The sequence below is a fragment of the Streptomyces sp. NPDC048182 genome (assembly GCF_043202555.1).
GTDB lineage: Bacteria > Actinomycetota > Actinomycetes > Streptomycetales > Streptomycetaceae > Streptomyces.
Window position 1 is genome coordinate 126,937 of record NZ_JBIDAQ010000002.1, and the last position, 23,665, is coordinate 150,601.

A 23,665-nucleotide genomic window follows, 5' to 3' on the forward strand; every position below is an offset into this window, starting at 1 on the left:
GGAGGCGCGTAAGAGAAGCGACAAGAACCTCATGGTGAGCCGGGAAGTCTGGTCGGCACACGTTCCGTGCTGCCCTGGACCGGAGGTCTCCCGTGACCGCGCCCCGCACCCCCCTCACCCCGCGCAAGCTCCTGGGCCGGCTGTCCCTCCCCGAGCGGACGTACGTAGCCGACGCGCTGCGCACCGAGACCGTCGGCGGTGTCCTCCTCCTCGTGGCCGCGATCGCCGCGCTGATCTGGTCGAACATCCCCGCCCTGCACGACAGCTACGGCAGCGTCGGCGGTTTCCACTTCGGCCCGGAGGCGCTGGGCCTCCACCTCTCCGTGGCGCACTGGGCCGCCGACGGACTGCTCGCGGTGTTCTTCTTCGTGGCCGGCATCGAACTCAAGCGGGAGCTGGTGGCCGGGGACCTCAAGGACCCGCGGGCAGCCGCGCTGCCGGTCGCCGCGGCCCTGTGCGGTATGGCCGTACCGGCTCTGGTGTACACGCTCACCAGTGCGACGGGCGGCGGTTCCGCGGCCGGCTGGGCGGTGCCCACCGCGACGGACATCGCCTTCGCGCTCGGCGTGCTCGCGGTCGTCGGCACTTCCCTGCCGAGCGCGCTGCGCGCCTTCCTGCTGACGCTCGCGGTCGTGGACGACCTGATGGCCATCCTGATCATCGCGGTGTTCTTCACCGACACGATCGACTTCGCGGCCCTGGGCGGCGCCGTCGCCGGACTCGTGGTGTTCTGGGCGCTGCTGCGCAGGGGCGTGCGCGGCTGGTACGTGTACGTGCCGCTCGCCCTGGTCGTGTGGGCGCTGATGTACAACAGCGGCGTGCACGCCACCGTCGCCGGTGTGGCGATGGGCCTGATGCTGCGCTGCCACACCCGCGAGGGTGAGGACCACTCCCCCGGTGAGCGCGTGGAGCACCTGGTGCGGCCGCTGTCGGCGGGGCTGGCGGTGCCGCTGTTCGCCCTGTTCAGCGCGGGTGTGTCGGTGTCGGGCGGTGCGCTCGCCGACGTGTTCGGCCGGCCGGAGACGCTGGGCGTCGTGCTCGGCCTGGTGGTGGGCAAGACGCTGGGCGTCTTCGGCGGCACCTGGCTCGCCGCCCGCTTCACCCGCGCCTCCCTCAGCGAGGACCTCGCCTGGGCGGACGTCTTCGCGGTGGCGGCGCTGGCCGGCATCGGCTTCACCGTCTCCCTGCTCATCGGCGAGCTGGCCTTCGAGGGCGACGCCGCGCTCACCGACGAGGTCAAGGCCGCCGTACTGACCGGGTCGGTCGTCGCGGCGCTGCTGGCGTCCGTCCTGCTGAGGGCGCGCAACGCGCGGTACCGCCGGATGTACGAGGACGAGGAGCGCGACGACGATCTCAGCGGCGTGCCGGACGTCTACGAGCAGGACGACCCGGCGTACCACCTGCGCATGGCGGCGATCTACGACGCCAAGGCCGCCGAGCACCGCAGGATCGCCGGGGAACAGGAGGTGTCGCGGCGTGCCGAAGTGACGGGCGGGGCAGGCGAGGAGGGCGACGGTCCGGCATGATCTGACGAGACGGTACAAAAGACGGGACCGGACGGGACCGTTCGCGGTCAGGCAGTGGTCGGGCAGCGGTCAGACAGCGGTCGGGCAGAAGACGACAGCGACCGGAGCCGGGCGACGACCCGTCCGCACATCAGCCAGCAGGAGAGGGAGAGACCCCGATGAGCGCACCCGACGCCAGCCCGGTCGGCACCGAACGCAGCATCGGCCAGCTGTTCGCCTCGGCGACCACCGAATTGTCGGCGCTGGTGCACGACGAGATCGCGCTGGCCAAGGCGCAGCTGCGGCAGGACGTGAAGAAGGGGGCGATCAGCGGCGGCGCGTTCTCGCTCGCGGGCGCGATCCTGGTGTTCTCGCTGCCGATGCTGAACTTCGCGCTGGCCTACGGCATCCGCACCTGGAGCGGCTGGAACCTCGGCGTCTGCTTCCTGCTGTCCTTCGCCGCCAACGTCCTCCTGGCCGGGCTCCTCGCGCTGATCGGCGTCGTCTTCGCGAAGAAGGCCAAGAAGGGCCGCGGTCCGCAGAAGGTCGCCGCCTCGGTCAAGCAGTCGGCGGGCGTACTGCAGAACGCCAAGCCGCACCCGCGCCCGGAGCTGGCCGCGGACCGGTCCCCCGAGGCCATCGAGGCTGTGGCACGCTCGTCCTCATGACACAGCCCCCGTCGGCACCGTCCTCCTCGGCGCAGCCGTCCTCCCCGGCGCAGCCCGCCTCGGTCGTCCGCCTCGACGTGCCCGGCGGCCACGGGGTGACCCACCGGGACGTCGCCGCCAACGGCGCGCGCTTCCACATCGCCGAGCTCGGCGACGGGCCGCTGGTGCTGCTGCTGCACGGCTTCCCGCAGTTCTGGTGGACCTGGCGGCACCAGCTGGTGGCGCTGGCCGACGCCGGGTTCCGGGCCGTCGCCATGGACCTGCGCGGCGTCGGCGGCAGCGACCGCACCCCGCGCGGCTACGACCCCGCGGGCCTCGCGCTCGACATCACCGGCGTGATCCGCTCGCTCGGCGAGCCGGACGCGGCGCTGGTCGGCCACGACCTCGGCGGCTACCTGGCCTGGACGGCGGCGGCGATGCGGCCCAAGCTGGTGCGCCGCCTCGCGGTGTCCTCGATGCCGCACCCCCGCCGCTGGCGCTCCGCGATGCTCGGCGACGTCCGGCAGACCCGGGCCGGCTCCTACATCTGGGGCTTCCAGCGCCCCTGGATCCCCGAGCGGCAGCTGACCGCCGACGACGGCGCCCTGGTGGGCCGGCTGATCCGCGACTGGTCGGGGCCGCACGTGCCCGACGAGGACGCGGTGACGGCGTACCGGCGCGCCATGTGCATCCCGTCCACGGCGCACTGCTCCGTCGAGCCGTACCGCTGGCTGGTGCGGTCCCTGGCCCGCCCCGACGGCCTGCAGTTCTACCGCCGCATGAAGCGGCCGGTGCGCGTGCCGACCCTGCATCTGCACGGCTCGCTCGACCCGGTGCTGCGCACGCGGAGCACGGCCGGGTCCGGGGAGTACGTCGAAGCGCCGTACCGCTGGCGGCTGTTCGACGGTCTCGGGCACTTCCCGCACGAGGAGGATCCGGTCGCGTTCTCCACCGAACTGGTCAATTGGCTGAAGGATCCAGAACCCGACCGGTGAGGACCGGAGAGGAACGGCCACTTGCCCGGCGCATAGGCCAATTGGGCGCCGCCGGAGGGGTTATGGACCTTGGGGCGGGGGCAGACGTCCCGGTATGGGCTGGACGCACGACTACAGTGACGTAGCACGCGACGGCCGCTCCCTGAGCGGCGCGAGCACCCACCGACGAGGCGGCACCCCGCAGCTGGCGGGCGCCGACATACGGGTGGGCATCTCCCATATCCTGCGCCGCCGCGCCCGCTGGGTCTCCGTGCGCCTGCGCCATACGCGCGCCGGCGCCGCCGAGAGCGCCTGAGGCCCCGCGCGCCTGCCTAGAGCGCGCAGCTGTCGCTGTCCACCTGCTGGGACGCCGTCCGCCCCCGGTCGATGTCCTGGCGGATCTCGTCGGCGGTGAGCGCGTACCCGGTCTCGGCGTCGTCCAGGGACTTGGCGAAGACCACTCCGTAGACCTTCCCACCGGGGGTCAGCAGCGGTCCTCCGGAGTTGCCCTGACGGACCGTCGCGTACAGGGAGTAGACGTCGCGGCGGACGGTCGAGCGGTGGTAGATGTCCGGGCCGTTGGCCGTGATGCGCCCGCGTACGCGCGCGGCGCGGACGTCGTACGCCCCGTTCTCCGGGAAGCCGGCCACGATCGCGTTGTCGCCGCTGCGCGCGTCCTCGTCGGTGAAGCGCAGCACCGGTGCGGTCAGGTCGGGGACGTCGAGTACGGCGATGTCGCGCTTCCAGTCGTAGAGGACGACGGTCGCGTCGTGCTTGCGGCCCTCGCCGCCGATCTGCACCACGGGCTCGTCGACGCCGCCCACGACATGGGCGTTGGTCATGACGCGCCGGTCGGCGAAGACGAAGCCGGTGCCCTCCAGGACCTTGCCGCAGCCGGTGGCGGTGCCGGTGACCTTGACGATGGACCGCTTGGCGCGGGTCGCCACGGCGCTGTTCGCCAGCGCCGGGTCGGGCGGGCGGACGTCGGTGATCGGCTCGTTGTCGAACGGGCTGAAGACCTGCGGGAAGCCGTTCTGCGCGAGGACGGAGGAGAAGTCCGCGAACCAGGTGTCGGCCTGTGCGGGCAGCGCCCGGGAGACGCCGAGCAGCACCTTGGAGCTGCGCACCTCCTTGCCGAGCGTCGGCAGGGTGGTGCCCGCGAGGGCGGAGCCGATCAGCCAGGCGACCAGGAGCATGGCGACCACGTTGACCAGGGCGCCGCCGGTGGCGTCCAGGGCGCGGGCCGGGGACCAGGTGATGTACCGGCGCAGCTTGTTGCCCAGATGCGTCGTCAGGGCCTGGCCCACGGAGGCGCAGACGATGACGACGACGACCGCGACGACGGCCGCGGTGGTGCTCACCTCCGCGTCGTCCGTCAGGGCATCCCAGGCGACCGGCAGCAGATAGACGGCGACCAGGCCGCCGCCCAGGAAGCCCGTCACCGACAGGATCCCGACGACGAAGCCCTGGCGATAGCCGACGACCGCGAACCACACGGCGGCGAGCAGCAGCAGGATGTCCAGCACGTTCACGCCGCCCACCTTGTCATGAGCGCCAGTCCAGCGGGACCTGCTTCTCCCTGTCCCAGGGGCGCTCCCAGCCCGCGAAGTGCAGCAACCGGTCGATCACGCCGGCCGTGAAGCCCCACACGAGGGCCGATTCGACCAGGAATGCCGGACCGCGGAAGCCGCTGGGGTGCACGGCGGTGGCCCGGTTGGCCGGGTCCGTGAGATCCGCCACGGGCACGGTGAAGACCCGGGCGGTCTCCCGGGGATCGACGGCGCCGACCGGGCTGGGCTCGCGCCACCAGCCGAGCACGGGCGTGACGACGAAGTGGCTGACCGGGATGTAGAGCCTCGGCAGGACGCCGAAGAGCTGCACGCCGGCCGGATCGAGGCCGGTCTCCTCCTCGGCCTCGCGCAGCGCGGCACGCAGCGGCCCGTCGCCGAGCGGATCGCCGTCCTCCGGATCGAGGGCGCCGCCCGGGAAGGAGGGTTGGCCGGCGTGCGAGCGGAGGGTGCCGGCGCGCTCCATGAGGAGCAGCTCGGGGCCGGCGCCCTGCTCCTGACGCTCGCCTCGTCCGTCTCCGAACAGGATCAGGACGGCCGACTGGCGGCCCGCGCCGTCCTCCGGGGGCAGGAAGCGGCTCAGCTCGGTGGGCAGCACGGTGTCCACGACCCGCGCCACCGGGTCGAGCCAGCCGGGCAGGCCCTCCCTGCTGAGCATTCCGCCCCGCCTGTCGCTCGTCCGCGTCATCGCCGCCCCCCGTTCTTCCCCGTCCAACGCCCGGGGCCCCCGAGATCGTTCCGTCACCCCGCCCCCAGCGGCGGCGCCGGGATCCCGCCCGCGTCCAGGTACGCCTGCGGGGGCCTGAGCCGCTGGCCGGGCAGCCCGGCCTTCTCGTACTTGAGCAGCTTCCTCGCCTTCTCCGGATCCGTCTCGCCCTCGCCGTACGCCGGGCAGAGCGGGGCGATGGGGCAGGCGCCGCAGGCGGGCTTGCGGGCGTGGCAGATGCGGCGGCCGTGCCAGATGACGTGGTGGGAGAGGTCGGTCCAGTCGCTCTTGGGAAACAGGGTCCCGACGGCGGCCTCGATCTTGTCCGGGTCGGTCTGGTCGGTCCACTGCCAGCGCCGGACGAGGCGCTGGAAGTGGGTGTCCACGGTGATGCCGGGGCGGCCGAACGCGTTCCCCATCACGACGAAGGCCGTCTTGCGGCCCACACCGGGCAGCTTGACGAGGTCTTCGAGGCGGCCGGGGACCTCGCCGCCGAAGTCCTCCGTCAGGGCCTTGGACAGCCCTATCACCGACCTCGTCTTGGCCCGGAAGAACCCGCACGGGCGCAGGATCTCCTCCACCCGCTCCGGGTTGGCGGCGGCCAGGTCCTCGGGGGTGGGGTACGCGGCGAAGAGGGCGGGCGTCGTCTGGTTGACGCGCAGGTCGGTGGTCTGGGCGGAGAGCACCGTGGCGACGAGCAGCTGGAAGGGGTTCTCGAAGTCCAGCTCGGGGTGCGCGTACGGGTAGACCTCGGCCAGCTCGCGGTCGATGCGGCGGGCGCGGCGGACCAGGGCGGTGTGCGACTCGCCGCCCGGCGTGCCCGCGGCGACGGCCTTCGCCGGGGCGACGCCCTTGACGGCGGCGGTGGCCTTCTTGGGGGCGACGGGCGCCTTCTTGGCGGGGGCACCGCGCTTGGCCACGGCGGCCTTCTTGGCCGGCGTTTTCTTTGCGAGCGCCTTCTTGGCGGGCGCCGACTTCTCCGCCGGCGCGGCCTTCTTGGCGGCCGATGTCGCCTTCTTCGTAGCCGACGCCGTCTTCTTCGCAGCCGCCGTCTTCTTCACGGCACCCTTCTTCGCCGTCACCCTCCCCCCAGGCGCCGCCCCCTTCGTCGTTTTCGCCGACTCCTTACCGCCATCGGGCGCCTGTTCGCCCACAGCGGAATCGCGACGTACAACCACCCGCACAGCTCCCTCAGCCGGTGCTCTCGCCCGGCTCTCACCGGCGATTTGGACACCGCGCCAGCCTACGACCCGGTACCGACATCCGCCCCGGACCCGGAAGATCGGCGCCCAATTGGACCCCTGCCGCGTACCCCGGGACACCAGTACGGCATCCTTGTGACAGATCACACTGTTTGGACTGTCCGGCAAAATGGGCACCTCGGTCCCCTGGCAAGCGGGGATCATGGTCCCCTGAGCAGGTCGACAAGGAGAGAACTCGTGGACGACGTTCTGCGGCGCAACCCGCTCTTCGCGGCGCTCGACGACGAGCAATCCGCGGAGCTTCGCGCCTCCATGAGCGAGGCGACCCTCGCTCGCGGCGACTCGCTGTTCCACGAGGGCGACCCCGGAGACCGCCTCTACGTGGTCACCGAAGGCAAGGTCAAGCTGCACCGCACCTCCCCCGACGGCCGGGAGAACATGCTGGCCGTCGTCGGCCCCGGTGAGCTGATCGGCGAGCTGTCGCTGTTCGACCCGGGCCCGCGCACGGCGACCGCCACCGCGCTGACCGAGGTCAAGATGCTCGGTCTCGGCCACGGCGACCTCCAGCCCTGGCTGAACGTCCGCCCCGAGGTCGCCACCGCCCTGCTGCGCGCCGTCGCGCGCCGCCTGCGCAAGACCAACGACGCCATGTCGGACCTGGTCTTCTCGGACGTCCCCGGCCGTGTCGCCCGGGCCCTGCTCGACCTCTCGCGCCGCTTCGGCGTGCAGTCCGAGGAGGGCATCCACGTGGTGCACGACCTGACGCAGGAGGAGCTGGCCCAGCTGGTCGGCGCGTCCCGCGAGACGGTCAACAAGGCGCTGGCGGACTTCGCCCAGCGCGGCTGGCTGCGCCTGGAGGCGCGCGCGGTGATCCTGCTCGACGTGGAGCGGCTGGCCAAGCGCTCGCGCTGACCCCGGTTGGCCAAGCGCTCGCGCCGACCCCGGTTCCCCACCGGGGCTCGGGCCTAGATGAGCCCGTGCTCGCCCAGGTACTCCAGCTGCGCCCGCACCGACAGTTCCGCCGCCGGCCACAGCGAGCGGTCGACATCCGCGTACACGCGCGCGACGACCTCGCCCGGCGTGCGGTGGCCGTCCTCGACGGCCGTCTCGACCTGCGCGAGCCGGTGGGCCCGGTGGGCGAGGTAGAACTCGACGGCGCCCTGGGCGTCCTCCAGGACGGGGCCGTGCCCCGGGAGGACGGTGTGCACGCCGTCGTCGGTCGTGAGCGACCTCAGGCGGCGCAGGGAGTCCAGGTAGTCGCCGAGTCGGCCGTCCGGGTGGGCGACGACGGTCGTCCCGCGGCCCAGGATCGTGTCGCCGGTCAGGACGGCCCGGTCGGCGGGCAGGTGGAAGCTCAGGGAGTCGGCCGTGTGCCCCGGGGTGGGGACGACCCGCAGCTCCAGGCCCCCCGTCTCGATGACGTCCCCGGCCGCCAGCCCCTCGTCGCCGAGCATCAGCGCCGGGTCCAGGGCCCGCACCATGGTCCGCGTCAGCTCGGCGAAGCGGGCGGCGCCCTCGGCGTGGTCCGGGTGACCGTGCGTCAGCAGGGTCAGGGCGACGCGCAGCCCCGACCGCTCCGCCGTGTCCACGACGTTCCGCAGATGCGCCTCGTCCAGCGGGCCCGGGTCGACCACGACGGCGAGCCCGGACCCGGGCTCGGCGAGGATCCAGGTGTTGGTGCCGTCCAGGGTCATCGCGGACGGGTTGGGCGCGAGGACGTTCACCGCGCGCGGGGTGGCCCGCCCCGAGAGGACGCCACCACGGGGCTGGCCGGGCAGGGCTGCGGCGTCACTCATACGGAGCCTCCCGAGGCCGACCCGGAGGGCGCCCCCGGCACCCGCTTCGTGAACTCCTCGTGCCCCGGCCACGACAGCACGACCTCCCCGTCCGCCAGCCGCGCCTCGGCCAGTACGGGGGTGAGGTCGCGGTCGGCGGCGCCGGCGAGGGCGTCGGCCGCCGTGGCGCAGGCCGTCAGCCCGCGCAGGGTGGCGATGGTCGGCGGCATCATCAGCAGCTCGCCCCGGTCGTAGCCGGCGGCCGCCTCGCCCGGCGTGATCCACACCGTGCGGTCGGCCTCCGTGGAGGCGTTCCGGGTGCGCTGCCCCTCGGGGAGGGCGGCCACGAAGAACCAGGTGTCGTAGCGCCGGGCCTCGAAGGCGGGGGTGATCCAGCGCGCCCACGCGCCCAGCAGGTCGGAGCGCAGGACGAGCCCCCTGCGGTCCAGGAACTCCGCGAAGGACAGCTCACGGGCGACCAGGGCCACGCGGTCGGCCTCCCAGTCGGCGCCGGTCGTGTCACCGACGACCGAGTGGGCGGTCGGCCCGGCGAGCAGGACGCCCGCCTCCTCGTACGTCTCCCGTACGGCCGCGCAGACGATCGCCTGGGCGCCGCTCTCGTCGACGCCGAGGCGCCGCGCCCACCACGCGCGCGCGGGGCCCGCCCAGCCGATGTCGCGGGCGTCGTCGCGCGGGTCGACGCCGCCGCCCGGGTAGGCGTACGCGCCGCCGGCGAAGGCCATGGAGGTGCGGCGGCGCAGCATGTGGACGGCCGGGCCCGCGGCGGTGTCCTTCAGGAGCATGACGGTGGCCGCGCGCCTCGGGGCGACCGGGGTGAGGGTGCCGGCCGCCAGCGCGCGGATGCGGTCCGGCCACTCCGGTGGGTACCACTGACCATTCGCCCGACCATTCGCCATGGCCGGAGGCTATCCGGTGACGTCAGGATGTTCGAGTGGCCGGCGGCGCCGGGGTGGCCGACGGCAGCACCGGGGCCCGCACCAGGACCCCGGACCCACGACCCCGCCCCGGTCCCCGCCCCGCGGAGCGCTACGCGTCGGCGACCAGCTCCACCTGGATCTCGACCTCCACCGGCGCGTCCAGCGGCAGCACCGCCACGCCGACCGCGCTGCGCGCGTGCACGCCCTTGTCGCCGAGCACCTCGCCGAGCAGCTCGCTCGCGCCGTTCAGCACGGCCGGCTGGCCGGTGAAGTCGGCCGCGGAGGCGACGAAGCCGACGACCTTCACCACGCGCGCGACACGGTCGAGGTCGCCGGCGACGGACTTCACGGCGGCCAGGGCGTTCAGCGCGCAGATCCGCGCCAGGTCCTTGGCCTCCTCGGGCGTCACCTCGCCGCCCACCTTGCCGGTGACCGGGAGCTTGCCCTGCACCATCGGCAGCTGGCCCGCGGTGTAGACGTACGCGCCGGACCGCACGGCCGGCTGGTAGGCGGCCAGCGGCGGGACGACCTCCGGGAGGGTCAGGCCCAGCTCGGCGAGCTTCGCCTCGACGGTCCCCGCGCTCACGCCTGCTTCTCGCGCTTCAGGTAGGCCACCAGCTGCTCGGGGTTGTTCGGCCCGGGCACGACCTGGACGAGCTCCCAGCCGTCCTCGCCCCAGGTGTCCAGGATCTGCTTCGTGGCATGGACGAGCAGCGGCACGGTTGCGTATTCCCACTTGGTCATGCGGCCGACTCTAGCCGCTGCTCCCGGCTCCCCCGGACGGCCGACCGGACCGCGCCCGCCGCACCCCGCGCGGCATCCTTCCGGCCGCGTTGTCCACAGCCTGGCACCCGCGCGGCGGGCGGACTGGTTACGCTCGAATACGTGAGCAGGCTCCAGGTCGTCAGCGGCAAGGGCGGTACCGGCAAGACCACGGTGGCCGCGGCCCTCGCGCTGGCCTTGGCCGGCGAGGGGAAGCGCGCGCTTCTCGTCGAGGTCGAGGGCCGGCAGGGCATCGCGCAGCTCTTCGAGACCGAAGCGCTGCCTTATGAGGAGCGGAAGATCGCCGTCGCTCCCGGGGGCGGGGAGGTGTACGCCCTCGCCATCGACGCCGAACAGGCGCTTCTGGACTATCTCCAGATGTTCTACAAGCTCGGCAGCGCCGGCCGGGCCCTGAAGAAGCTCGGCGCCATCGACTTCGCGACCACCATCGCGCCCGGGGTGCGGGACGTCCTGCTGACCGGCAAGGCGTGCGAGGCGGTGCGCCGCAAGGACCGCCAGGGCCGGTTCGTCTACGACCACGTGGTGATGGACGCGCCCCCGACCGGCCGCATCACCCGCTTCCTCAATGTGAACGACGAGGTGGCGGGGCTGGCGAAGATCGGCCCGATACACAATCAGGCGCAGGCGGTGATGCGGGTCCTGAAGTCCCGCGAGACCGCCGTCCACCTGGTGTCGCTGCTCGAGGAGATGCCGGTCCAGGAGACTGCCGACGGCATCGCCGAGCTGCGCTCCGCCGGGCTCCCGGTCGGCCGGATCTTCGTCAACATGGTCCGCCCGGGCGTCCTGGACGACACCGACCTGGAGCTGCTGCGCGACACCCCGCGCGCGGCGGTCGCCCGGTCGCTGTCCGGCGCCGGGCTCGGCGGGGCGCGGCGCGGCGGGCACGCGGAGCGGCTGGTGGACCCGCTGCTCGCGCAGGCCGGGGAGTACGCCGAGCGGTACGCGCTGGAGGAGGAGCAGCGCGGGGTCCTGACCGACCTGGGCCTGCCGCTGCACGAACTGCCGCTGTTCGCCGAGGGCATGGACCTGGCGGGACTGTACGAGCTGGCCACCGAGCTGCGGAAGCAGGGGATCGCATGAGTCCGGACCCGGCCGGGAGCACGGAGGGCGGCGCCCGTCGCCTCTCCCCCGCGCGCGTGCTCGACGTCGACCCGCTCCTGGAGGACCCGGCGACGCGCATCGTGGTGTGCTGCGGTTCGGGCGGGGTCGGCAAGACCACCACCGCGGCGGCGCTCGGCCTACGCGCGGCCGAGCGGGGCCGCAAGGTGGTCGTCCTCACCATCGACCCGGCCCGGCGGCTCGCCCAGTCCATGGGCATCGACTCGCTCGACAACACCCCGCGCCGGGTGAAGGGCGTGGACGACGCGGCGGGCGGCGAGCTGCACGCGATGATGCTGGACATGAAGCGCACCTTCGACGAGATCGTCGAGGCGCACGCGGATCCCGACCGGGCGGCGGCGATCCTGGGCAACCCCTTCTACCAGTCGCTCTCGGCGGGCTTCGCGGGCACGCAGGAGTACATGGCGATGGAGAAGCTGGGGCAGCTCCGGGCGAAGGACGAGTGGGACCTCATCGTCGTGGACACCCCGCCGTCCCGCTCCGCGCTCGACTTCCTGGACGCGCCCAAGCGGCTCGGCTCGTTCCTGGACGGCAAGCTGATCCGGGTCCTGCTGGCCCCGGCGAAGGTCGGCGGCCGGGCGGGGATGAAGTTCCTGAACGTCGGGATGTCGATGATGACCGGCGTCCTGGGCAAGGTGCTCGGCGGTCCTTTCCTGAAGGACGTGCAGACCTTCGTGGCCGCGATGGACTCCATGTTCGGCGGCTTCCGCACCCGCGCGGACGCCACGTACAAGCTGCTCCAGGCGCCCGGCACCGCGTTCCTGGTGGTCGCGGCCCCCGAGCGGGACGCGCTGCGCGAGGCGGCGTACTTCGTGCAGCGGCTGGCCGCCGAGCGCATGCCGCTGGCCGGCCTGGTCCTCAACCGGGTCCACGGCAGCGACGCCGACGGGCTGTCGGCGCAGCGGGCGCTGGCCGCCGCGGAAAATCTTGAGGACCGCGGCATTGTGGATCAGGGCGACGGGAAAGCTGGCTCTGGTAACTCTCCCGATACGCACGGTAGTTCAACACGCGACAGTTCAACTTCGGACGACCCAGGCGACTCAGACGACTCGGACTCCGCAGTCTTCACGGACTCCACGGACTCCACAGACACGACGGAACCCGTCGACCGGCTCACCGCGGGCCTGCTGCGGCTGCACGCGGAGCGGATGCACCTGCTCGCCCGGGAGCAGCGCACGCGCGACCGCTTCACCGCGCGCCATCCCGAGGTGGCCGTCACCGAGGTGGCCGCGCTCCCCGGCGACGTGCACGACCTCGCGGGGCTGCGGGACATCGGGGCGCGGCTGGCCACGGCCCGCCCGGAGCTGCCCGAGACGGGGATCGAGGAGGCGGACGCGGAGGCAGAGGCCGGCGCCTGAGAGGGCCGGTCGCGGCGCCGGTCAGCCGACGGCCGCGAAGTCCTCGTAGACCTCCTCGTCGAGGGGGCCGATGCCGCTGCCCCGCTCGTACTCCGTGCGCGCCGTCTCCAGGAGCCGGCGCCAGGAGGTCACGGTGGGCCGCCTGCGCAGCAGTGCGCGGCGCTCCCGCTCCGTCATGCCCCCCCAGACGCCGAACTCGACGCGGTTGTCCAGCGCGTCGGCCAGGCACTCGGTCCGCACCGGGCATCCGGTGCACACCGCCTTGGCCCGGTTCTGCGCCGCACCCTGCACGAACAGTTCGTCCGGATCGGTAGTGCGGCAGGCGGCCTGCGCACTCCAGTCGGTAACCCAGCCCATACCGGCGCCGTCCTCTCCCGAATCGAGGCTCCCCCACGGCGGCAGCGGCATATTCACCGCCGCCAGTTGAGGACGTTACGGAAGGTGGGCACAGCGCAACACCCCCAGCGGGCCCAATCTTGAATGGCCCGAACGGACTATGGGTAAGCGGCAGATCACCCGGGGGAGTGAGCGGGCGACATGCGTGACGATCCCGGCAAAGGGTCGTCTTCGGTGCGTCACACGGGGCGCCGGGCGTCACGTACGCCCGATTCGGGCACATACGGCGCTGTGACAGTCCCGTGCAGCTTAGGCCAACGCCTGCCCCGCTGTCCGGCGAACGCCCCCGAAGCCTCGAGCCGCCGGGCGGCGAACGCTCCGAAGCACCCCCGCTCCTGGGGAACCCCGGCCGGGACGGATTAGGCTTCGGCCCATGCCAAAGAAGCGCTCGGGCGGCGGCCTGTCACCCACGCAGCAGGCCGCCAAGTTCCTCGGTGTCAGCGTGCTGGCCGGAGCCGTCCTGGCGGGCATCGCCCTGCCCGCCGTCGGCGCGCTCGGCCTCGCCGCCAAGGGGTCGGTGGAGAGTTTCGACGAACTCCCCGCCAACCTGAAGACGCCGCCGCTGAGCCAGCGCACCGCCATCCTGGACGCCGACGGCGGCACCATCGCCACCGTCTACTCCCGCGACCGCACGGTGGTCGCGCTCAAGGACATGTCGCCGTACATGCAGAAGGCGATCGTCGCGATCGAGGACTCCCGCTTCTACGAGCACGGCGCGGTCGACCTCAAGGGCGTGCTGCGCGCGGTCAACAGCAACGCGCGCAGCGGCGGGGTCGCGCAGGGCGCGTCCACGCTGACCCAGCAGTACGTCAAGAACGTCTTCGTGGAGGAGGCCGGCGACGACCCGACGAAGGTCGCGCAGGCCACCCAGCAGACCATCGGCCGCAAGATCCGCGAGCTGAAGTACGCGATCCAGGTCGAGGAGGAGCTGGGCAAGAAGCGGATCCTGGAGAACTACCTCAACATCACCTTCTTCGGCCAGCAGGCCTACGGCGTCGAGGCGGCCTCCCAGCGCTACTTCTCCAAGCACGCGAAGGACCTCACCCTCGCCGAGTCCGCGCTGCTCGCCGGCATCGTCCAGTCGCCCAGCCGCTACGACCCGGTCAACGACGAGGCCGAGGCCACCAAGCGGCGCAACGTCGTGCTCCAGCGCATGGCGGAGGTCGGCGACGTCTCCCAGGAGGAGGCCGACAAGGCGCAGGCCGCACCGCTCGGCCTGAAGGTCAGCCGGCCCAAGAACGGCTGCATCACCGCAGTCAAGGACGCCGGCTTCTTCTGCGACTACGTCCGCGCGGTGTTCCTGAGCGACCCGGTCTTCGGCAAGTCCAAGGAGGACCGGTCCCGGATCTGGAACCAGGGCGGCCTGACCATCCGCACCACCCTGGACCCGCAGGCGCAGAAGTCGGTGCAGGAGTCGATCAGGCAGCACGTCAACACCGGCGACGACGTGGCCACCGCGGCGACCATCGTGGAGCCCGGCACCGGCCGGATCCGCGCGATGGGCCAGTCACGCCCGTACGGCATCGACGTCAAGAAGGGCGAGACGACGCTCAACCTCTCCGTCGACCAGGCCATGGGCGGCGGCGTGGGGTACCAGCCCGGCTCGACGTTCAAGCCGATCGTGGCCGCCGCGGCGATCGAGGGCGGCACGCCGGCGACGAAGCAGTACTCCTCGCCGTACGAGATGGACTACCCGAGCCCGGTCGCCGACTGCGGCGGCAAGAACTGGGTGGACGACACGCGGAAGCCGACCCACCTCACCAACGAGAACAAGACGGAGCACGGCCCGTACGGCATGAAGGAGGCGACCGCGAAGTCGGTCAACACCTACTACGTGCAGCTGATCAGCGACATCGGCCTGTGCCCGGTGACGCAGATGGCCAAGAAGATGGGCGTCGAGCGGGCCAACGGCCAGCAGTTGGAGCACAAGCCCTCCATGGCCCTCGGTGTCACCGAGATGTCCCCGCTGACCATGGCGAACGCCTACGCGACCTTCGCGTCGCGCGGCATGTACTGCACGCCGGTCGCGATCGAGTCGATCACCCAGCGGGTGGGACAGCAGAAGAAGTCCCTCCAGGTGCCCAAGTCCACCTGCTCGCGGGCCATGTCCGAGACCACCGCCGACACGGTGAACACCCTGCTCAAGGGCGTGGTGGAGGACGGCACCGGCAGTGAGGCCGGCCTCGAGAGCCGGGCCAGCGCGGGCAAGACCGGTACGACGGACGAGCGCCTCGCCGCCTGGTTCGTGGGCTACACGCCGAACCTGGCCGGGGCGGTGTGGGTCGGCGACCCCAAGCACAAGCGCCACATGGTCGACATCACCATCGGCGGCGTCCCGTACGACAAGGTCTTCGGTGGCGCGGTGCCCGGTCCGATCTGGCGCGACATGATGTCCGGCGCGCTGGAGGGCAAGCCCGCGCCCGACTTCAACGTCGTCGACATCCCGGACGCGCCCGAGCGCGACAAGGGCCAGGGCGACGGGGACGCCGGTACCGGCGGAGCGGGCGGTGCCGGTGGCGCGGGCGGCCGTGACGACGGCGGCAACGGCGACGACGACGGGGACGGGGGCGGCGGCGGCAACGGCGACGGCGGCGGGCTCATCGGCGGCGGCTTCATCGACGGCGGCACGGGCAACGGCGGCGACGACGGCGGCTTCTTCCGGGGCCAGGACAACGGCGGGACGAACGGGCCCTGACGGCGGCGGGTCGCGGCGGGCGAGACGGAGGGCCTGCGGCAGGCGAGACAGAGGCCGATGACATTTCCCGTATCCGGGAGGGATCATCGGCCTCTGGCGTGGACCCTGCTCTGGCGTGGATCCTGCTCGGACGTGGATCCTTCTCCGGCGTGGATCCCGACCTCGGTACTAACCGGCGAGGTGCTTCTTCACCGCGGCCGCGACCCGGCCGCCCTCGGCCCGCCCGGCCACCTTCGGGTTCACGATCTTCATGACGGCCCCCATGGCGCGCGGCCCCTCGGCGCCGGCCGCCTTCGCCTCGCCCACGGCCTGCGCGACGACCGCGTCCAGCTCCTCGTCGGACAGCTGCTGCGGCAGGTACGCGGCGAGCACCTCGCCCTCGGCCTTCTCCCGCTCGGCCTGCTCGGGCCGGCCGCCCTGGGCGAACGCGTCGGCGGCCTCGCGGCGCTTCTTCGCCTCGCGGGTGATCACCTGCTGCACCTCGTCGTCGGAGAGCTGGCGCTTCTCCTTCCCCGCGACCTCTTCCTTGGTGATCGCGGAGAGCGTGAGCCGGAGCGTCGAGGAGCGCAGCTCGTCGCGCTCCTTGATCGCGGCGTTGAGGTCGTCCTGAAGCTTCGACTTGAGCGTGGTCATGGACCGATTGTCGCAGCAACGACCGAACGGACGCCCCCGCATTTCCCCCGCGTTCTTCCGGGACGCCGTTCTGAGACGATGGACGCATGCGCGCGCGATACGGAGTTCCCCTGGGAGTGGCGGCGTTCGGCGCCGCCGGGCTGGTCTACGCGGCGGGCGTCGAGCCCCGCTCCTTCCGCCTGCGGCGGGTGACGGTCCCCGCCCTGCCCCCCGGCATGCGGCCGATGCGCGTGCTCCAGGTCTCCGACATCCACATGGTCGGCGGGCAGCGGGCGAAGCAGCGCTGGCTGCGCTCGCTGGCCGGCCTGCGCCCCGACTTCGTGGTCAACACGGGCGACAACCTCTCCGACCCGGAGGGCGTCCCGGAGGTCCTGGACGCGCTCGGCCCGCTGATGGAGTTCCCGGGCGCGTACGTCTTCGGCTCCAACGACTACTACGGCCCCAAGCTGCGCAACCCCGCCCGCTACCTGCTCGAGAAGGTCCAGGGCCGGCACGGCCTGAACGGCAACCCGCCGGCCACCGGCGTCGTGCACAACCCGTGGGAGGACCTGCGCGACGGCTTCGACGCGGCCGGCTGGCACAACCTGACGAACACGCGCGGCACGCTGAAGGTCGAGGGCGTGTCCGTGGAGCTGACCGGCCTCGACGACCCGCACATCAAGCGGGACCGGTACGCGGAGGTGGCGGGCGGCCCGTCGGACGGCGCCGACTTCTCGATGGGCGTCGTCCACGCGCCGTACCTGCGCGTGCTGGACGCGTACGCGGCGGACGGCTACCCGCTGGTCCTCGCCGGCCACACCCACGGCGGCCAGCTGTGCATCCCCTTCTACGGCGCGCTGGTCACCAACTGCGACCTGGACACGGACCGCGTGAAGGGCCTCTCCACCCACACGGCCGACGACCGCACCGCCTACCTCCACGTCTCGGCGGGCTGCGGCGCGAGCCGCTACACGCCGGTCCGCTTCGCCTGCCCGCCGGAGGCGACGCTGCTGACGCTGGTGGAGCGGGAGCAGCGGGCGGGCTGACGCCCGGCGCGCCTCACTCGGCCGGCTCACTCACCGCGCCCGATATGTCCGGCCTGCCTACCGTAAGGCCATGACAGCCCCGATACCCCGGGACATCCCGGACCTCCCCGCGCTCCCGGGCCCGCCCGCGCTGCTGCCCTCCCCGGTCCCGGCCGCGGCCGTCGTCACGCCGGTGCGCCGTCCGCTGGCCGCCGGCTTCCGGGCGGTGATCGCGCTCGCGGCCGTGACGGGCGTGACGATCGAGCTGCTCACCGGCCCGCCGCTGCGGGCCCTCGGCCACTTCGCGATCCAGAGCAACGTGCTCCTGGCCGTTGTCCTGCTGGCCTCGTCCCGCCGCGCCTGGACCGCCCGGCGCCCCCTGCCGGCCGGGCTGACCGGCGCGGCCCTGCTCTACGTGGGCGCCGCCGCGCTGGTCCACCACCTGCTCCTGACCGACCCCGCCGGCCCGCCCGGCTCGGCCTGGCACACGGCCGCGACCCACCTGCTCTGCACGGCAACCCCGATCGCGGCGGCCCTGGACTGGCTCCTCCTCACCACCCCGGGCCACCTCCACCTGCGCCAGACCGCCCCGTGGCTCCTCTACCCCCTGGCCTACCTGGCCTTCACCCTGGCCCGCGGCGAGCTCCTCATCCCCGGCACGCAGGACCGCTACCTCTACCCCTTCCTCGACGTCGACCAGCACGGCCTGAAGGCCGTCCTCGGCAACGCCCTCCTCCTCGGCCTCGCCCTCCACGCCCTCTCGACCCTCCTGGTAGCCCTCGACCACACCCGCCCCGACCCCCACCTAACCGGATTTCGCCTCCAGCCCCCGGTGGGCTAAAGTAAACGACGTCGCCGCGCGAGCAGCGACGATCGGGGTGTGGCGCAGCTTGGTAGCGCGCTTCGTTCGGGACGAAGAGGTCGTGGGTTCAAATCCCGCCACCCCGACAGTGAAGTACCAGGTCAGGGGCCTGATCCGCAGAGCGGGTCAGGCCCCTGAGTGGTTCCGGGGGCCCTTTGGGGAGCCATTTGGGAGCCGAGCTCAGGACACGGCTCCCCGTGGCACGGATGCCGCCACGACTCGGGGACGAGGCGCGGCAGCTGATCCGGCAAACTGGGATATCCCGTGCACGGCCGGAAGCACCGCGAGCCGAACACTTCACGATTTCGCACATCCCGGACGACGTGCCCCCTGAACCCGCGCCGAGCACGATGCCTCGGACGCCACCGTCACCCTCGCGCGGCCCGGCGGTCGAGATGACGGTGTGGCCGGACCTGTAGCTGTTGCCGGAGCACATGCCACCACGCGCTAGGAGTCGCCAGGGCCCCGAATGAGAGGCTTACTCGCTCCTCCCGCGCCCCGATCGGAACACAGCCCCCATATAAGCGAGTTCACCAGGTGCTTCCCGAACACCCCATCCATTTCTGCCGTTTCGGCGGAGTCGAGTGCCACACTGGTAGTGGCTTTGCTTCGGGGGTCACTCCGCAGGCCGTGCGAGCGCCGAACGGCGCAGGCACACGAAGGGACTTGGGAATCGCCCAGTACTGATCGTCTCGCACGTCCAGAGACTCGAACGGCGCCAAGCGACGATCAAGGGAACGTGGGCGTGACCCCCTCGTCCTCACACACCACGCGACCCGTGGTCTGAGGAGGAGCGCCGTGGAGCCCCACGACGAGATCGAGAACGTACTTTCGCCCGACGCCCTGTTCTGGGCTATGGAGCCCTTCGGCCCGCCCTTGGGCGAGGCCGCGTGCAGCACGTGGGATCCGAAGCGGTTCCCCACCATGAGGGAGCAGCAGGCGGCCTTCGACGGGGAGCCGACCGTGCCGGAGCGGGACATCCCGCAGGCCCGGGCCACGTGCCGTACGTGCCCGCTGCTGGACAGCTGCCGCCGTTACGCCCAGGACAGTCGGGACGAGCACGTATTCCTGGCCGGGGAGACCGCCGAGGAGCGGCGTAAGAAGTGGCGGAAGACCGGCGAGATCGCCAAACGGCGCCGACGGGTGGCTGAGCTGTACGCCCTGAATGTGCCGACGGCGATCATCGCACGGCTGCTCGGGCACGCCGAGCGGTCGATTCGCAGCGATCTGCACGAGCTCGGCAAGCGCTCGCACCTGCCCCCCACTGCCTGAGACGACCGGCCGCCGGCGGAACCGCTCCGTCGGCGGCATTCACGCAGGCCGGCCCCTCTTTTCCTGCGCTACCCCGTGCCCCTTTGCCGATCACCCCACTCATGGAGGACGACGTGACAGATCAGGACGCCACCGAGTACGAGGAGATGACCGAGGAGGTGGAGGAGTCCGACGCCGTGGACGACGAGCTCGATACAGACGAGGACACGGACCAGGAAAGCGCGACAATCTGGTCGCGGTTCGGCGACAGTGACCTGCCGACGTTGCCGAAGATGGGAGCGGTAATCCGCGCCGCCAAGGCGGGCACGGAGGCCGGACTGCCTCCCGAGTTCGCCACCGCTCTGGCCCACGCCGCTGTCGACCCCAGTGAGCTCAGGTCGTTGCTGAGGCGTCCGACTCGCGTCAACATCGCCGGAGGCGTCATCGAGGCGATCGACCTCGACCTCTACGTACCCGGCCTGGTACCGCTGCCCACCAACAACCGCACGATGGAACGGCGGGTGTACCCGGCGGCTGGCGCCGAGGGGCACGCGGGACCACTGACCGGCCCCCGTTCCCCGTCCGGTGAGACCACCACGCTCTGGATCGAGGGCGAGGACGTCAGCCACGTGCAGGACGAGACGGAGCGGGCGCGTGAGTTCATCCTGGCGAACAACAACCTGCGCGAGTCCATCGCCGCGCGCGGCATCGCCATGCCGGTGAACGTTGTCTTCTTCGAGCTGCGGCACCGCGACGGCGAACCCTCCATGCCCCTCCTGGGAACAGCGGACGGCTCCAGCCGCATCACCAACGCCCACTACGTCTTGGGGCTCACCGACCCACAGACGCACTACCACTTCCCCACGGACCGCGACGACTACCGACGCTTCATCGGCTCAATCAGCGAGGCCGATCCTGATGCGTTGCGTCCCGCCGCCCGTCGGCGGCTGATACGACAGCGCAACGCACTGATTACTCCAGCCCGCGTATTTCTTCGCTTCTCTCCCACCAGGGGGGGCTACGACTACGCGCGCGCCGTCAACGCCTTCGTCGGCATGCTGCACGTCGATCCTCCGCGGCCGTGGAGCCAAACGGGCAAACTCGAAGCCATGGCCGAAGCGGTCCTGGACGTACTCCGCAGCGCCGACGTACTCGACGATCCCGTCCACGACTACCTCGCAGGTCTTCTCACCCCAGAGCAAGCCGAGGACGAGGGGCTCCCCATCGAGCGAGACGAGCAGGCGGCCTTTGTGCTCGCAGCCCTGCTTCGCGAGCAACATCGGGACCTCGTCGAACGTGGGATCCGCGACGTCACCGCCAAGAAGAGCGTCAGTCCCGGCCGACGAACGGACGTGATCGCGGAGTTGGCTCTCCGGCCCACCCGGAGCATCGCCACTACCCTGGATGCCAAGGACGCCGAGCGCCAGCGGGCGGAGCGGATGCGCGCCGCATACCTACGTTGTGCTCGGATGACGCGATACGCGACCGCAGAATGGAAGGTCACCGGTCGGTCGCCAGAGAAACTCCTTAAGGCAGCTCTGGAGGAACTGCGCGCTGACCCCGCCAGCTCTCATGCCGACCCCACCCGGTGGGTCAACCGGCTGGAACTGGCGGCCATAGCCCAATACCACCTCACCGCCTGGGGCGGTCTGCGACGTGAAGCCATGGGCAACACCGGGGCCGACAAGCGCGGCCCGCAGCAAATCCTGGAAGCGATGCTCCGCGACGAGCAGGGTTTGCGATTGCTGGCCCAAGCGATCACCGATGGGCGGGCTGGAACGCAACCACGACGTGTCACGGAAAACGGGGCCTTCCAGCGCGGCGTCCGCGATGAATACGGAAGCTGGCACGAGGACCCGGCAGGCAAGCCCATGCCGATCGAGGACGAATGGCTGCGATACGAGGCCTACGCCACGGGTACGACCCTGCCGCGGCCGGTGACACCTCCCAACGAGACACCTCGGATGAAGGCTACGCGGCTGAAGAGCCAAATCGGGCAGTACATCGAGCAGATCAACCTCGACGTTGATGAGCTCGCCAACGTGGAGGAAGCCCAGGGAGGACCGCTCCTCGACAAGGAAGGATGGGCGAAGCCGAACGAGCTCCTGAACCACCTTATGAACGTCCACTCGCAGATCAGCTATTGGGCACGAGTCGCCGAGCGCCAAATGACCCGCCCAAACGGATAGTGCAATAACGGAGGGAGCCCTCCTCGGGGGCTCCCTCCGTTATTAGCCCCCTCATCGGATGCGGGGCGCGTCGCACCCAGGGTCACTCAACGTGGTCTGTGCCTAACCAACCGTGAGGCGTGCCCGCAGTAGCGCGTCGAGGGCACGCACTGGTGATCGGTGACTCAAAGCCAAACGGGCGTCAAGTGCTTCCTCCCACTGCTGGGTCAGCCCCAGCATGAGGCGCTTGCGCATGCCTGGGGTGACGTGGGCGTAGCGCGCCGAGACCGAGCCGTCGATGTGGCCCATGCGTTCGTCCATGAGCACCTTTTCGGTTCCCAGGTCCTCCATCGTCGTCCGGTGGGTGTGGCGGAGGCCGTGGGGCGTGAGTCCCTTGGCTATCGGGAGCCAGCAGGCGTCGGCCCGTTCGCTGGCACCCCGACCCCGTGCCGGGACACCGGGCCACGGCTCGCCGAGTAGGGGCACCGGCCGTGGCTCCTGTGGTGCCTTCTTCGGGTACCAGCCAGAGACCGCCGGCGTGAACAGCCAGGTTGCGAAACCGTTCCTGCGCCAGTGGGCGGCATGCTCCGGCACGACGCCGCCCCGCACGAACCGGAGATCCGCGATGGCCTGCTCGACCTTCGCTCGCGTGGCCTCGGTGACGCGTTCTGGGTGGTTGAGCACGTTGGACACCGTGCCGGTCGAAACGCCGGCACGGCGGGCGACGTCGATGAGCTTCGCGCCCTGGTGGCCCCCGGTACGGGCCGCGCCCTGTCCTCGGAAGACGTAGGTCTTGCCGTGACAGGGGCACGGCTTGGGCTTCGTGCGGGCGACGTGGTTGGCGACCAGCGCGGACAGCCAGTCCATCGAGCCGATGGTGCGGTAGCTGTCGTCCTTGGGCGGGCAGCGCACCAGCTCCCCCGTGTCGAGTTCGTACAGCTGCCACTCGACCCGGACGGCTCCAGGGCGGACGAACGCGGTCTCCAGGCCAACGATCTCGCCCCAGCGCATGCCGGTGTACCCCTTGAGGACCACGGCGACGAACTCGTCGTCGCGGCCGGAGAGCAGGGCGGCGCGCTCGGCGGTCAGCAGGATGCCGAGCGCGTCGGTGACCACCTTCTCGGGGCCACGGTCTCGGGAGCGGCCGGCGCGTTTGCCCCGTCCGCGCCGCCGGGCGGCCGGGTTGGACGTGATCAGGCCCTGGTCGATCGCGTCCTCGAAGATCAGGTGGAGCGTTGAGCGCCAGGTCTTGACGCTGGAGGCGGCGTAGAGGGCCTTCTCCTTCTTCTCCCACAGGTCGATGTCCGTGCGCAGGATGCCGGCGAGCGCTTTGTCCTCGAACTCGGGGAGGAGGTGCTCCTCGATGTGGCGCTTGTAGTTCTGCATGGTGGAGGCAGCCAGGTCCTGGGCCTCGTACCAGCGGTTCGCGTACTCGCCGAAGGTCTCCTGGCCGAGGGTCGGGTCGCGCCATTCGCCGCGTCGGTATTTGTTCTCGGCCTCCGCTGCTGCCCGTTGGGCCTCGCCCTTGGTGGCGAACCTGATCGCCTTGCCGTTGTTCTCGACGACCGTGTTGTGCTTGCCGGGCGCGACCTTGTACCGGCCGCGCCAGTAGTTTCCGCGCTTCTCCGCGAAACCCAAGTTCCGCTGTCCCCCTCTTCCTCTTCCTCGGCTACGGCAGATTGGATCGGGTCACGCGACAGTGCCGTACTGCTGCTGTCGACGCGGCGGGCGGGCCCGTAGGCGGGTCGTCGGCGCAACGACAGGGCGGCGAGGTTCCGCGGAGCCGGTCTGCGTACCGGGCTCGGAGAGCGACTCGGTCGCCCGTGCGGGTGTCTGCGCGGGCTGGGCCGGCCGCTGCTCGTAGAGGCGGATGGTCTCGGCGAGGTGCTCGGCGGTGAAGCGGTAGGCGCGGCCAACCCGGGTGTGCGGTATCAAGCGCCGTCGCGCGCGGTCCTTGACCCACCAGGCCGAGCATCCGAGGGTGTCGGCGATCTCCTCGGGGCGGTAGAGGCGGGGCGGATGGGCGTCAGACGGCCTGTGGAGCACGGGCGCGGGCGTGGATCGGTGCAAGGGGGGCGGCT

23 protein-coding genes and 1 tRNA gene are annotated in these 23,665 nt (G+C 71.6%); 13 read left to right on the forward strand and 11 right to left on the reverse strand.

Annotation, left to right across the window (positions count from 1 at the left end):
* The first annotated feature begins 92 nt into the window (after positions 1 to 92).
* From nhaA to ACGFZL_RS03580, 4 genes are all read left to right on the forward strand, one after another.
* Positions 93 to 1,526: a Na+/H+ antiporter NhaA gene (gene nhaA, locus ACGFZL_RS03565; RefSeq protein ID WP_393688870.1), complete on the forward strand. Its 1,434-nt coding sequence runs from the start codon at positions 93 to 95 to the stop codon at positions 1,524 to 1,526.
* A 158-nt stretch (positions 1,527 to 1,684) separates the two neighbouring features.
* Positions 1,685 to 2,173, forward strand: coding sequence for a phage holin family protein (locus tag ACGFZL_RS03570; RefSeq protein WP_393688872.1), 489 nt, complete (start codon positions 1,685 to 1,687; stop codon positions 2,171 to 2,173).
* Complete coding sequence (locus ACGFZL_RS03575; protein WP_355174710.1) at positions 2,170 to 3,147, forward strand: alpha/beta hydrolase; 978 nt, start codon at positions 2,170 to 2,172, stop codon at positions 3,145 to 3,147. The genes ACGFZL_RS03570 and ACGFZL_RS03575 overlap by 4 nt, the downstream gene beginning before the upstream one ends.
* Positions 3,148 to 3,241: 94 nt before the next feature.
* Entirely contained in the window at positions 3,242 to 3,442 is a 201-nt protein-coding gene (locus ACGFZL_RS03580) for a hypothetical protein (RefSeq protein ID WP_393688875.1), read from the forward strand.
* A 16-nt stretch (positions 3,443 to 3,458) separates the two neighbouring features.
* Here ACGFZL_RS03580 and ACGFZL_RS03585 read toward each other — a convergent pair whose 3' ends face one another.
* Genes ACGFZL_RS03585 through nth form a run of 3 tightly spaced genes read right to left on the reverse strand, consistent with a single transcriptional unit; the run spans position 3,459 to position 6,461 of the window.
* Positions 3,459 to 4,658 (reverse strand): MarP family serine protease, encoded by a 1,200-nt coding sequence (locus tag ACGFZL_RS03585; RefSeq protein WP_393688877.1) that lies wholly within the window; start codon positions 4,656 to 4,658, stop codon positions 3,459 to 3,461.
* A gap of 13 nt (positions 4,659 to 4,671) precedes the next feature.
* Positions 4,672 to 5,382: an NUDIX hydrolase gene (locus ACGFZL_RS03590; protein WP_393688879.1), complete on the reverse strand. Its 711-nt coding sequence runs from the start codon at positions 5,380 to 5,382 to the stop codon at positions 4,672 to 4,674.
* A gap of 53 nt (positions 5,383 to 5,435) precedes the next feature.
* Complete coding sequence (gene nth / locus ACGFZL_RS03595) at positions 5,436 to 6,461, reverse strand: endonuclease III (RefSeq protein ID WP_393688881.1); 1,026 nt, start codon at positions 6,459 to 6,461, stop codon at positions 5,436 to 5,438.
* A gap of 378 nt (positions 6,462 to 6,839) precedes the next feature.
* Between nth and ACGFZL_RS03600 the strand changes: the two genes are divergently transcribed.
* On the forward strand, positions 6,840 to 7,514 hold the full coding sequence (locus tag ACGFZL_RS03600; protein ID WP_355174720.1) for a Crp/Fnr family transcriptional regulator: 675 nt from the start codon (positions 6,840 to 6,842) through the stop codon (positions 7,512 to 7,514).
* A gap of 53 nt (positions 7,515 to 7,567) precedes the next feature.
* Here the strand turns inward: ACGFZL_RS03600 and ACGFZL_RS03605 are convergent, their stop codons facing one another.
* The 4 genes from ACGFZL_RS03605 to ACGFZL_RS03620 form a co-directional block, all read right to left on the reverse strand.
* Entirely contained in the window at positions 7,568 to 8,398 is an 831-nt protein-coding gene (locus tag ACGFZL_RS03605) for an MBL fold metallo-hydrolase (RefSeq protein WP_393688884.1), read from the reverse strand.
* Positions 8,395 to 9,294: an NUDIX hydrolase gene (locus ACGFZL_RS03610; protein ID WP_393688886.1), complete on the reverse strand. Its 900-nt coding sequence runs from the start codon at positions 9,292 to 9,294 to the stop codon at positions 8,395 to 8,397. Before ACGFZL_RS03610 ends, ACGFZL_RS03605 begins: the two co-directional genes overlap by 4 nt.
* A gap of 130 nt (positions 9,295 to 9,424) precedes the next feature.
* Positions 9,425 to 9,901, reverse strand: a complete 477-nt coding sequence (locus tag ACGFZL_RS03615) for a RidA family protein (protein WP_355174726.1) — start codon at positions 9,899 to 9,901, stop codon at positions 9,425 to 9,427.
* Positions 9,898 to 10,059 carry a DUF4177 domain-containing protein gene (locus ACGFZL_RS03620; protein WP_003975360.1) on the reverse strand — a complete coding sequence of 54 codons (162 nt, stop codon included), beginning with the start codon at positions 10,057 to 10,059 and terminating at the stop codon, positions 9,898 to 9,900. The genes ACGFZL_RS03615 and ACGFZL_RS03620 overlap by 4 nt, the downstream gene beginning before the upstream one ends.
* Before the next feature lie 141 nt (positions 10,060 to 10,200).
* On the opposite strand from ACGFZL_RS03620, the gene ACGFZL_RS03625 reads away from it, so the two are divergent.
* Complete coding sequence (locus ACGFZL_RS03625; protein ID WP_393688888.1) at positions 10,201 to 11,178, forward strand: ArsA family ATPase; 978 nt, start codon at positions 10,201 to 10,203, stop codon at positions 11,176 to 11,178.
* Complete coding sequence (locus tag ACGFZL_RS03630) at positions 11,175 to 12,575, forward strand: ArsA family ATPase (protein ID WP_393688890.1); 1,401 nt, start codon at positions 11,175 to 11,177, stop codon at positions 12,573 to 12,575. The genes ACGFZL_RS03625 and ACGFZL_RS03630 overlap by 4 nt, the downstream gene beginning before the upstream one ends.
* A gap of 21 nt (positions 12,576 to 12,596) precedes the next feature.
* Here the strand turns inward: ACGFZL_RS03630 and wblA are convergent, their stop codons facing one another.
* Positions 12,597 to 12,932, reverse strand: coding sequence for a transcriptional regulator WblA (gene wblA, locus ACGFZL_RS03635; RefSeq protein ID WP_355174732.1), 336 nt, complete (start codon positions 12,930 to 12,932; stop codon positions 12,597 to 12,599).
* Between the two features lie 412 nt (positions 12,933 to 13,344).
* Here wblA and ACGFZL_RS03640 point away from each other — a divergent pair, with 412 nt between their 5' ends.
* Entirely contained in the window at positions 13,345 to 15,666 is a 2,322-nt protein-coding gene (locus ACGFZL_RS03640; RefSeq protein ID WP_393688893.1) for a transglycosylase domain-containing protein, read from the forward strand.
* 168 nt (positions 15,667 to 15,834) lie between these two features.
* Here ACGFZL_RS03640 and ACGFZL_RS03645 read toward each other — a convergent pair whose 3' ends face one another.
* Positions 15,835 to 16,299, reverse strand: a complete 465-nt coding sequence (locus ACGFZL_RS03645; RefSeq protein WP_393688895.1) for a GatB/YqeY domain-containing protein — start codon at positions 16,297 to 16,299, stop codon at positions 15,835 to 15,837.
* A gap of 86 nt (positions 16,300 to 16,385) precedes the next feature.
* On the opposite strand from ACGFZL_RS03645, the gene ACGFZL_RS03650 reads away from it, so the two are divergent.
* From ACGFZL_RS03650 to ACGFZL_RS03670, 5 genes are all read left to right on the forward strand, one after another.
* A complete protein-coding gene (locus ACGFZL_RS03650) occupies positions 16,386 to 17,324 on the forward strand; it encodes a metallophosphoesterase (protein ID WP_393688897.1) in 939 nt (312 codons plus the stop codon).
* A gap of 70 nt (positions 17,325 to 17,394) precedes the next feature.
* Positions 17,395 to 18,144 (forward strand): Pr6Pr family membrane protein, encoded by a 750-nt coding sequence (locus ACGFZL_RS03655; protein WP_393688899.1) that lies wholly within the window; start codon positions 17,395 to 17,397, stop codon positions 18,142 to 18,144.
* A gap of 33 nt (positions 18,145 to 18,177) precedes the next feature.
* Positions 18,178 to 18,251, forward strand: a tRNA-Pro gene (locus ACGFZL_RS03660).
* Between the two features lie 712 nt (positions 18,252 to 18,963).
* Positions 18,964 to 19,437 (forward strand): WhiB family transcriptional regulator, encoded by a 474-nt coding sequence (locus ACGFZL_RS03665; protein WP_393688901.1) that lies wholly within the window; start codon positions 18,964 to 18,966, stop codon positions 19,435 to 19,437.
* A gap of 101 nt (positions 19,438 to 19,538) precedes the next feature.
* On the forward strand, positions 19,539 to 21,605 hold the full coding sequence (locus ACGFZL_RS03670; protein ID WP_393688903.1) for a hypothetical protein: 2,067 nt from the start codon (positions 19,539 to 19,541) through the stop codon (positions 21,603 to 21,605).
* A gap of 102 nt (positions 21,606 to 21,707) precedes the next feature.
* Here ACGFZL_RS03670 and ACGFZL_RS03675 read toward each other — a convergent pair whose 3' ends face one another.
* Both ACGFZL_RS03675 and ACGFZL_RS03680 read right to left on the reverse strand, forming a co-directional pair.
* Positions 21,708 to 23,222: a LacI family DNA-binding transcriptional regulator gene (locus ACGFZL_RS03675; protein ID WP_393688905.1), complete on the reverse strand. Its 1,515-nt coding sequence runs from the start codon at positions 23,220 to 23,222 to the stop codon at positions 21,708 to 21,710.
* A 51-nt stretch (positions 23,223 to 23,273) separates the two neighbouring features.
* On the reverse strand, positions 23,274 to 23,630 hold the full coding sequence (locus ACGFZL_RS03680) for a helix-turn-helix domain-containing protein (protein ID WP_393688907.1): 357 nt from the start codon (positions 23,628 to 23,630) through the stop codon (positions 23,274 to 23,276).
* Positions 23,631 to 23,665: the final 35 nt, after the last annotated feature.